The following is a 9,203-nucleotide window of genomic DNA, read 5'->3' on the forward strand; positions in this document are numbered from 1 at the left end:
AACTCAAACAGGCTGTAGCCTTTCTGGAATTGGATTTTGCTTTTGGCCATGATCTCGCACCTCGATAACTGTACGTAAGATCAGTATAGTTCGTGGTAACTGACTGCTAATCATGGGTAATCAGGTTATCTTTTAAAAATGCAGCTCTTCTATCCGACACGGTTTTCCGTATAAATAGCCTTGATAGGTGTGACACCCCATACTCTGCAATAACGCGCGCTGGGCTTCTGTTTCAACACCCTCAGCTATGACTTGCAGTTCCATTGAGTCGGCTAATGTTATAACTGCCTGAGCGATGGCCCTATCATTACTGCTATTGATAATATCTCTAACAAACCCTTGGTCAATTTTCAACTGATTTATAGGCAATTGTTTTAAGTAGGATAAGGATGAATAGCCTGTACCAAAATCATCGATTGAAAAAGTCACGCCGTGCTGCTGCAACTCTTTCATCTTAGCTTTAACATCAGGAATGTTATTTACGAGCAACGTTTCCGTAATTTCCAGCTTTAGCAACTGTGGATTTGCACCTGAGGTTTTCAATGCATTTAAAACAGTCTGAACAAAATTATCTTTGCTAAATTGAACTACGCTTATGTTAACCGCAATGCTTAGGTGTTGTTTTTCGGATTCTAAAGACCATTTTGCCAGAGTGGCGCAAGCTTTCTCTAGCACCCATTTGCTAATGGGCACAATCAGACCTGTTTCCTCCGCTAATGGGATAAATTGCAGTGGTGACACCATTCCTTTTTCTGGGTGTATCCAGCGTAATAGCACTTCAACACCAATACACTGCTCCAAGTGATTGACCTGTTTTTGATAGAAAAGTACAAATTGCTGGCTTTGTATTGCAGAGTATAAGTCGCTAATAATTGCTGCTCTTGAGCTTACTGCAACTTGCATTTGCGGGTCAAAAAACTGCACACCATTTCGACCAGCATATTTAGCCTTGTACATAGCCATATCAGCTTGCTTTAACAAATCTACTTTTGACAGATTTTCACTGTTAAAAAGTGTTACACCAATGCTTGCCGAACTATTGTAAGTTAGACCGTCAAGATTATATTCCCTTGTTAAATTACTCACGATTTTTTGTGCAAGTCTCTCAGCCTGGTTCGCTGCTAATGTTGGTTCATGACTTAAATCTGATGCAATAATAATAAACTCATCGCCGCCTAAACGCGCTACGGTATCACCTTGTCTCACTGAGTTGACAAGACGCTCAGCGACCTGGCACAACAGCAAATCACCTTTATTATGACCAGCACTATCATTAAGGTTTTTAAAGTTATCTAAATCAAGAAAAAATAATGCTGAGAAGTTCCTTGTACGAACGCTATGATTTATAGCTCCCGTCAATCTGTCCGACAACAGACGTCGATTAGGTAGCAATGTTAATGGGTCATAAAATGCTAACTTGTGAATTTCATTTTCACGTTGTTTACGCTCAGTGATATCCCTGACAACACCGATAAAGTTAACTTCACCAGCCATTTGAACTTCAACTATACCAAGCTCGATTGGAAACATAGAACCATCTTTGCGCAAGGCCTCAAGCTCACGAATACGCCCAGTAATGTCACTGACACCGCGTTCTATATAATTTGATAAGTAGCTATCGTGATGCTCTCGATGAGGTGACCCCATCAACATGCTAATATTTTTGCCAAGCGTTTCATCTTCCGTATAGCCGAAGATTTCCTGTGCGGCTTGGTTAAATGTCAGAATTTTACCACGACCATCAATAGTAATAATGCCCTCAAGCAACCTTTCAACAACAGCTTCCATCTGCCTTGACTTATCACTAAGCGCTTTTTCTGCAATTATTTGGTCATTGATATCAAAGTGTGTACCCAATAACCATAGAGCTTTGCCATCATATGTCCTTGAAGAAATACGCCCTCTGGTGTTTATCCATATCCATTCACCATTTTTTTGTTTCATACGAAGATTGGCTTCATATATGGGTATTAGGCCTAACACGTGCTTTTCAAGAATAGTTGCACAATAAGCCAGGTCATCAGGATGCGTTAACCTCTCCCACGTGCTTCTGTTTGCAGGTAATAACTCAGAAAGTGTGTAACCCAGTAATGCGGCCCATTTATCATTGATAATCAACTCGCCTGTTTGAATATTAAAATGCCATGTGCCTATATTGTTAGCGTCTATTACGGCCTTAAGTAAATTCTGACTGTTCCTTATGAGCTCTTCATCCTGTTTCTCTTTTGTAATATCTGTTTCAATTGCAATATAGCCGCTCAAACTACCACTTTCACTAAACAGCGGGTTACAAGCTATTCTCACCCAGTAGGAATTTTGCGCTTTTGAATAATTTACAACATCAACATTAAAGCCGTTCTGTTGAGCAAGCGCATCTCTCATTATTGCAACAGTGGCAGGATCAGTGTCGGGCCCTTGTAATAACTCCCCAGGCTTTTTACCCTGCATTTCTTCAATGCCATATCCTGTAAGAAAGGAGAAGGCTTCATTAATCCATATAACTCGACCTTTGACATCAGTTATTACCACACCATTAGTTGTCTGCCTTGCAACTTCAGAAAGGCGTCTTATTTCTGACTGCGCTTCAACTTGTGCCGTGGTATTGCGTATGACGACCAATACCTCATTATCATCAATCTTTTTATATCGCGCTTCGAACGATTGATTTGACTTTTCAAACGTGTAGTTATGATGAATCACATCGTTGTTACAAAAGGCTTGCTTGAGGCACTCTACGAGTTGATGACCTAGCTCATTGGGTAGTATCTCATGAACGGTACGCCCCAAAATCGCTTGTTGAGGTTTAAGTAAGTCAGGATGCTCTTTGCAAACCAAAAAACGAAAGTTTCGGTCAATAACAAATACCATATCAGGCAGTGTTGCCAGTATTGAGGTTTTTCTTGCCATGCCTTTTAAAAACCGCTCTTGAAGTCGAGCGTGATATTCTTTGGCAATTTCATACTCAACCATGTCTGCAAATTCGCGCAGTTCTTGCTGCTCTTTTACTGAAAAGTCTCTGGCCACGGAGTCAATGAGACATAGACTGCCGATGGGTTGCCCACTTGTCTCTCGCAGCGGTGCACCCGCATAAAAACGAATATGCGGCGCGTGGGTTACTAAAGGATTTGACGAAAAGCGCTCATCTTTTGTTGCATCTGAAACAATTAAAATATCCTCATGCAATATCGCATGGCCACAAAATGAGATATCACGGCCTGTTTCACAAGCGTCAAGACCCACTTTAGATTTAAACCATTGCCGGTCACTATCCACCAAAGAGATAAGGCATATTGGCACTTTAAATACAGACGCTGCTAATCTTGTAATGCGGTCAAAGCGCTTCTCTGCTGGCGTATCCAGCAAATTAGTTCGCTGTAATGCAAGTAAACGAGCAGCTTCATCAACAGGGAGTTCAGGTGCTTTCAAAACGTTACTCCAATAATTTGCTGCTTAATCGATTATTATCAATTGTACTGCAAGAATACACTGTACCACTACATGAGCCTTCTTCTCGCTGATTTTCTCCAGTGTCTCACGCTGACAATGCAACGCATCGAGTGTGACAACGGCTCCTTTTAGCTCAAGAATGTCCAGCATATCTTTGACGGTTTCGATTTCCCCCTTCTTGTTAGGGGTTGCTTTCTGGCTTAACACCAGCCCATTTTCGGTATCGTAAGCCGTGACCAACTGAAGCGCATCCTTGGCATTTCCCCGAAAGGAGCCGCGTAACACCTTGCCATCAAAGGCAATGATGGGTTTGCCCTGATGAGTGCGCTGTTCATTGACCCAGCACAGCAACGCTTCAAGCAAGGTATCGATGACAATGCAGCGCAGAATGCGGGCAACCGTGTGACGCCGCGGGATGCCGTTGGCAAAGGGGCGATGCTCGTGCTGACGGAGCCAATCGATCTTTGAATCGCCATAGGTTTCGATGTCATTCCAGCCCTCGGCACCACTCATGATGGCACTGATGACAAGGAACATGACATCAACCAGGTTATGTTTACGATTGATCTCAGAGCGAGTTTCTTCGACAAGGGTAAGGTGTTCAATCAACGTCATAGCGCGTGCCTCCTGCATGGAGACGCGATTAGATCACAGACGATCTGCCTGTTCAAATTTCATTAACAAAGTGCGATCCCGCCCTGATGGCCCAACCAGTCGTAACGCACAGTGCGGTTAAATCGCTCTATGTAGGCATTCTGCTGCGGGTTGCCTGGCTGGATATACCTCAGCGCAATCCTCTTCTGCTGCGCCCATTGCTTGAGCTCTTCGCTGATGTATTCCGGACCATTATCACAGCGGATTGCGGCTGGTTTGCCCCGCCACTCGATGACCTGCTCCAGCACCCGTTTGACTCGCGAGGCAGGCAAGGAAAAATCCACCTCGATGCACAGTGCTTCGCGATTGAAGTCATCGATCACATTAAACAACCGCACCGAACGACCATCGCTGAGCTGGTCATGCATAAAGTCCATCGACCAACAGTGATTCGGTTGGTCAGGGACTGCCAACGGCTCCGGCTTGGCCCGCACTAGCCGCTTCTTGGGTTTTATCCGCAGATTGAGCTCTAGCGCCCGATAGATACGGTAGACCCGCTTGTGGTTCCATCCAGCCAAAGCCTTTGACGTTACGCAGGTACAGGAAGCACAGTCCGAAACCCCAGTTGCGCTGGTTGGCGGTGAGGCGCAGCAGCCAGTCGGCAATCTCCTGGTTTTCATCAGCCAGCACGGGCTGATAACGGTAGCAACCCTCGCTCACCTTGAACACCTGGCAAGCCAGACGGATAGAAATGGCGTAATGAGCCACAGCCTTGGTCGCCATCTCCCTGCGGGCAGATGGCGTCACCACTTTTTTGCCATCGCCTCGGAGATGATCTCAGCCTTTAGGCGCTCCTCGGCATACATCTTCTTAAGGCGACGATTTTCCTCTTCCAGCTCTTTGAGGCGCGCCATGAGAGAGGCATCCATGCCACCGAATTTGGAGCGCCACTTGTAGAAGGTGGCGGAGCTGATGCCATGCTCACGGCAGAGCTCAGGGACGGGTGAACCAGACTCGGCCTGCTTGAGGATGGCGATGATCTGTGCATCGCTAAAGCGTGATGTTTTCATGTAGAACCTCCTGCGTTCAAGATACGAGAAAATTCTACTTATGAGCACCTCAGTTTTTCGGGGGGATTACCCTGATAACTCATGGTGATACTGCTTCTACTTTGGCGAGCTGAAGCGTACCACCGTCAGCAGTTGACTACCTCTCACCGCTTAACCATGAGTGTCGCACTTATTATCTGAATTCCCGGGCAGCTGCCTTGAAAAAATGCCTGAGGGTGGTAGAAATACCCGCTATCAGATCAAAATTTCTCTGTAACCGTTTTCGCCATCCTTACCGATAAAATCAATTTAAAAATGACCATTTATTACGGTCAAAAAATGAGTGATCACGCCACTGACATAGCTATCATCAAAACTAAAATTACGAACCTAGAAATTTACTCAAAAATAACTTTTCAAAAATCAATAATAATTTCATTGGAAGGGTTGATATCATTTTTATAATTTGCAATAATTAAAACAAGATTATTGATTTAGACTTTTCCTTGTAGCTTAACATCAATATTTATGACAGATTACACTTAAATTATTATGTTCTTGATAATTTTCCTTACCAGCTATATTTAGGTGGCTACTTATCTGGTCTTATTGTTCACAGATAGGCACAAAAACACTAATAACAACTATAAGAAGGTGTTTATGATAAAAAGGCAAAAATGGGGTAGACCCCCAAAAATAGACTCAGACAAACGCACCCTGCGAGTTCGAGTTTCGTTTACAGCGGACGAATATCAGAAATTACAGGCACGATGCCATGCATCCGGGGTAGCTAAAATTAGCGAACTCGTTCGCGCAATTGCACTCAACGAGAAACACATAGACTCGGAACCAACTATCCGTCATGTAGAATTGATCCATTGGTTAGCTCAGCTAAATAGGCTGGCGGCAGATATCAACGAATTCATTTTGGAGTGTAGACTCCATTTACATTCTGATGAAGTCAAAAATAATCACTCCAAAAATGTTTTGATCCTCCAGAAAATCCAATCCGTCTATAAATTACTGATAAATATTTCAGGCGTAGCACATGCGGAGGGCAAACATGATCGGTGAGGTTTTTGATCTGACGCCAGGTTTTTCTGGGAGACTAAATTATATATTCAGGAATTCTCCATTCAAAAATCCTAACAACAAAAAGAAAGACCATAAAAAACAGACCCCAACACAGATAAATTATCTTGGCGGAAATGTATTCAGCTACCCAGAGTTGGCGCTCACTGAAAGCGGTAAAAATTATAATGTCAGTGGGCTGCTCACAGAACTAGAGCAGCAGGCGAATTTGTATTTGGGTTCTGGAGAAATGAAATGTGCGCATTATTCAATTTCGTTACCTGCTGGTGATAGCCTCAGCCCATATCACTGGTTCATGTCAGCTCGAATTTTCATGGATCGGATGGGATATGGAAATGACACGAAATGGACCTCTGTAATACACAATGACGCTCATTGCCAACATATCCATATCGTTGCATGTCGCGTAAAACTAGATCGCACTCTAGTCAATACCTACAACGATTATGACCGTTGCATACAGGCGGTGCGAGATATAGAAAAAATTCTTGGCCTCGTTGAACAAAAAAATCCCGATGAAAACTGGGGAATTGAATATTCTATCACAGACATGAAAACCGGCATTGGTAGAGGAACATTGTCAGCCCAGCAAGATCCAAAAAATCTTATAAGATCTGTTTTAGATAGAGTGTTTGAATGTAGACCGAGCACCATCTCAGGACTCGTAAAAAAATTGCGGGGCTATAATGTGATGGTTGCCGTGCGTAGAAAAAATGGTGTCCCAACAGGCATTATGTACAGTGTTGATGGACTGATATGGATTTCAGGAACGCATGTTAAACGCCGCCGTGCGGCCTGGGGCAGGCTACTAGAACAGGGTATTACATACTCACCAACTAGAGATGATAAAATTTTAGAGTTACGTACTCACAATTTAGAGGAACAAAAAATAATAACTGAACTTCAAAAATACAATAAAATTTCACCAGAGCCAAATTTACATTTAAAACAAACCATCCCTATAGCATCAAAGGTTAGTTTAAATGAAAGAAAACATAACCAAAAATCACTAACATCTAAATGTGACACTTATATAGAAAATTTCATAGCATTGGTTCGCTGTACTCAAAAGCAATATAAGAAAATTATAGGTAGGGTTAAGTCATACATATACAGGGATAAACGATTTAACGCTCATAGCCTGCTACAACTGAATTTTTCATGTGAATGGAAAGAAAAACCTTCCGATTCAGTGATTGAGGAGTTCTTAACCGCGATAACGGCTGCATTAAAACGTATATTCAAGAATGGTTTTGAGTCAGTTAATCACGGATTGGAACCAAATCTACCCGATGGGTACGTTATGGATGCAGAGACACAGGCGCCAAACATCGTTGTGATTACATCATCCAATCAGGAGAAGTTAGTCACGTCAATTCACAACGCTAACAAATGGATTGATGATTGGACTGGAAGAACCATCCCAAATGGCATTGAGTTATTAAAGATAAAATAATAAAAACAATAAATTATGAGGTTAGTTATATGGCAATAGCAAGATTGAATTCAAATTTAAAAACAATCACATTCAGTACAACAATCAGCATTCAAGAAAATTTAGAACTCAAGGACGGAACCATTAGGTCAATATATAAATCCAAACATGAGCACCTTGGCACTGTTGATATAAACTCTGATTACTCACTCATTTCAAGTCTAACACAGGATGAAGTGATAAAATTTACCGAATGGGCTAGACAGCAACAAAATGACGTTAAAAATTCCTATCTCGCGAATCATGCCAGAGGGTTTTTGGGTGGTTATCCCGTTATAAAAAGATCAGTTTCCGATGATGAAAAATATCGCGATGAATTTGGGTTTATTCAAAATAGACGTATAGGTGAGTTCATAGGTGTTATTGCTGATCCGATAAAAATAAACCACCTCCCCTCGACATCAGAAAATGGTAATTCATTAAATTTCCACCTTATACGTAAGGATGGGACACTGGTCGACATGCTAAGTCCGTTGTGTGATGAAATTATCAGATCTCACAAAAAAACAAAATTAAACATTGAGGAAGCTAAAAATATTTTCCAGGGATTGAAACCCATTACCTACCTGATAACTGAGGTTATTGGATTTAAACAATCCGACCTAGAAAAAAAACTACCTCCTGGTTACAGAGCAAAAACTGTATCATTGTTAAAAAATAAAACTAACGGTAAGTTTGGATAGTAAATACCGATAACAGGTCTGTCTAAAAACTAAAAAATGATGAACAACGGATTGTATGTACGCAGGCATATTAAAATAATAGTATTTTATTATACTGGCATCCTGCCGTTGACTAACGGCAATTTAAAAAATTCTACACTGTGGGCATAGCGTCAAAACTTGCCCACTATTCAGCTGACAGACGGCGATTGTTAGCTGCCCTCATTCATCAGAGGGACACTGATCGCGCCCCTCTGACAATACGCTCCATCAAGCTTGTGTCAGTTCATACCGACAGTTACGACCTCATGGGCCAAATGTTGCACCAGGTGTGGGTCATGACTTACCAGTAACAAGGACAAACCGTCACGTTCGACGCATTGTTTGAGCAGTGAAATCACCTGTTGCTGGCTGATCGGATCGAGCCGCGATATGGCCTCATCGGCAAACTGATTGAGCAGCATGGCCCTAGCCAATGCCAGACGTTGTAGTTCGCCACCCGATACCTGCTCTGGGGTGTACAGATCTAGTTATCACCTGACACCGGCCTCAAACCGGTGTCTTGTTTACGCTACTTTAGTGCGCACTTCCTTTGGCTTCAATTCCAGAGCCTATTCAACGTGCTGTAGGGGGTTATCCTTGCACACCTTTCCCTGTTGGTCAGCCTGCTCCTATGCATCCTCTAAAGCCCAATGAGCTCGCCTGGGGAGTGGTCATATCTCTAAATCCGATTTAACGTAAGCGCCCTTGAATCGGCATCTTTTTTTCCCAAAATCAGCTCGTCACACTTGAAATCCATTACCTCTTCGCTGGATTTTCACTATGACCACTCAAGAACGTGCTGATTTTTGGCAGCAGCAGATC

Annotated in this window: 5 protein-coding genes and 2 pseudogenes; 3 read left to right on the plus strand and 4 right to left on the minus strand. The window is 42.7% G+C overall.

The window, feature by feature from the left end:
- Window positions 1-132: 132 nt before the first annotated feature.
- From ACLHZ1_RS20090 to ACLHZ1_RS20100, 3 genes and pseudogenes are all read right to left on the minus strand, one after another.
- Window positions 133-3,426 (minus strand): bifunctional diguanylate cyclase/phosphodiesterase, encoded by a 3,294-nt coding sequence (locus ACLHZ1_RS20090; RefSeq protein ID WP_234579817.1) that lies wholly within the window; start codon window positions 3,424-3,426, stop codon window positions 133-135.
- 60 nt (window positions 3,427-3,486) lie between these two features.
- A pseudogene (locus ACLHZ1_RS20095) lies at window positions 3,487-4,062 on the minus strand (ISAs1 family transposase); the annotation flags it as partial.
- Window positions 4,063-4,151: 89 nt separating this feature from the next.
- A pseudogene (locus tag ACLHZ1_RS20100) lies at window positions 4,152-5,111 on the minus strand (IS3-like element ISAs22 family transposase); the annotation flags it as partial.
- 639 nt (window positions 5,112-5,750) lie between these two features.
- Here ACLHZ1_RS20100 and ACLHZ1_RS20105 point away from each other — a divergent pair.
- Genes ACLHZ1_RS20105 through ACLHZ1_RS20115 form a run of 3 tightly spaced genes read left to right on the plus strand, consistent with a single transcriptional unit; the run spans window position 5,751 to window position 8,360 of the window.
- Complete coding sequence (locus ACLHZ1_RS20105) at window positions 5,751-6,164, plus strand: plasmid mobilization protein (protein ID WP_427263473.1); 414 nt, start codon at window positions 5,751-5,753, stop codon at window positions 6,162-6,164.
- On the plus strand, window positions 6,154-7,638 hold the full coding sequence (locus ACLHZ1_RS20110; protein ID WP_427263472.1) for a relaxase/mobilization nuclease domain-containing protein: 1,485 nt from the start codon (window positions 6,154-6,156) through the stop codon (window positions 7,636-7,638). Before ACLHZ1_RS20105 ends, ACLHZ1_RS20110 begins: the two co-directional genes overlap by 11 nt.
- Window positions 7,639-7,667: 29 nt before the next feature.
- On the plus strand, window positions 7,668-8,360 hold the full coding sequence (locus ACLHZ1_RS20115; protein WP_087756350.1) for a hypothetical protein: 693 nt from the start codon (window positions 7,668-7,670) through the stop codon (window positions 8,358-8,360).
- 260 nt (window positions 8,361-8,620) lie between these two features.
- Here the strand turns inward: ACLHZ1_RS20115 and ACLHZ1_RS20120 are convergent, their stop codons facing one another.
- Window positions 8,621-8,803 (minus strand): hypothetical protein, encoded by a 183-nt coding sequence (locus tag ACLHZ1_RS20120; RefSeq protein WP_427212213.1) that lies wholly within the window; start codon window positions 8,801-8,803, stop codon window positions 8,621-8,623.
- Window positions 8,804-9,203 lie beyond the last annotated feature (400 nt).

The organism is Aeromonas sobria, assembly GCF_050266975.1.
Classification (GTDB): Bacteria; Pseudomonadota; Gammaproteobacteria; order Enterobacterales; family Aeromonadaceae; genus Aeromonas; species Aeromonas sobria_B.

Excerpts from the sequence above, each read along its gene's own strand:
- ACLHZ1_RS20105 (WP_427263473.1), top strand. The coding sequence starts at position 5,751 with ATGATAAAAAGGCAAAAATGGGGTAGACCCCCAAAAATAGACTCAGAC.
- ACLHZ1_RS20110 (WP_427263472.1), top strand. The coding sequence starts at position 6,154 with ATGATCGGTGAGGTTTTTGATCTGACGCCAGGTTTTTCTGGGAGACTA.
- ACLHZ1_RS20115 (WP_087756350.1), top strand. The coding sequence starts at position 7,668 with ATGGCAATAGCAAGATTGAATTCAAATTTAAAAACAATCACATTCAGT.
- ACLHZ1_RS20120 (WP_427212213.1), bottom strand. The coding sequence starts at position 8,803 with ATGCTGCTCAATCAGTTTGCCGATGAGGCCATATCGCGGCTCGATCCG.